Below are 603 nucleotides of genomic sequence, written 5' to 3' on the forward strand. Positions count from 1 at the left end.
TAAACAAAGAATAACGTTTTGAATTTCCTATCGACTTTCTCACTAAAGATAAGAGGCACATGAGAATGACCGGCTCCAAATGGCAGTGGCTGCTTAAACAAATGACACGCAAACTGTGGGTTCGTACATCACTTTTCGCCTTACTTGCTGTTGTAACCGCCCTGATCTCTATTGTTTTAAATAAATTTATTACCCTGCCTCCCACCATCAATGTCAGTAATGAGCTGCTGAATAACATATTGAATATTCTCGCGACGTCGATGCTGGCGGTGACGACGTTTTCACTCAACATTATGGTTTCAGCGTACAGCGCGGCCAGTGCAGGGGTCACTCCTAGAGCTACCAAGCTATTGATGGAAGACAGCACAACGCAAAATGCTCTGGCGACTTTTCTTGGCTCATTCTTGTTTAGTTTGGTAGGCATCATCGCACTTGGCATTGGCGCCTATCACGAGCAGGCACAGATCTATTTGTTCATCGTAACCATGGTGGTGATCATTATGATCATCCTGACTCTACTTCGCTGGATTCAGCACCTATCTGTACTTGGTAGAGTCTCGGAAACCACCTCAAATGTGGAACAAGCGCTATTAAGCGCGATTC

General features: G+C 44.9%; 1 protein-coding gene. It reads left to right on the plus strand.

All coding sequences use genetic code 11. From position 1 onward, the window contains the following. Window positions 1–65: 65 nt before the first annotated feature. On the plus strand, window positions 66–603 hold a 538-nt coding region (locus tag R7Q48_RS28925; protein ID WP_318133793.1), incomplete at its 3' end, for a DUF2254 family protein.

This window comes from Vibrio sp. 378 (genome assembly GCF_033339435.1).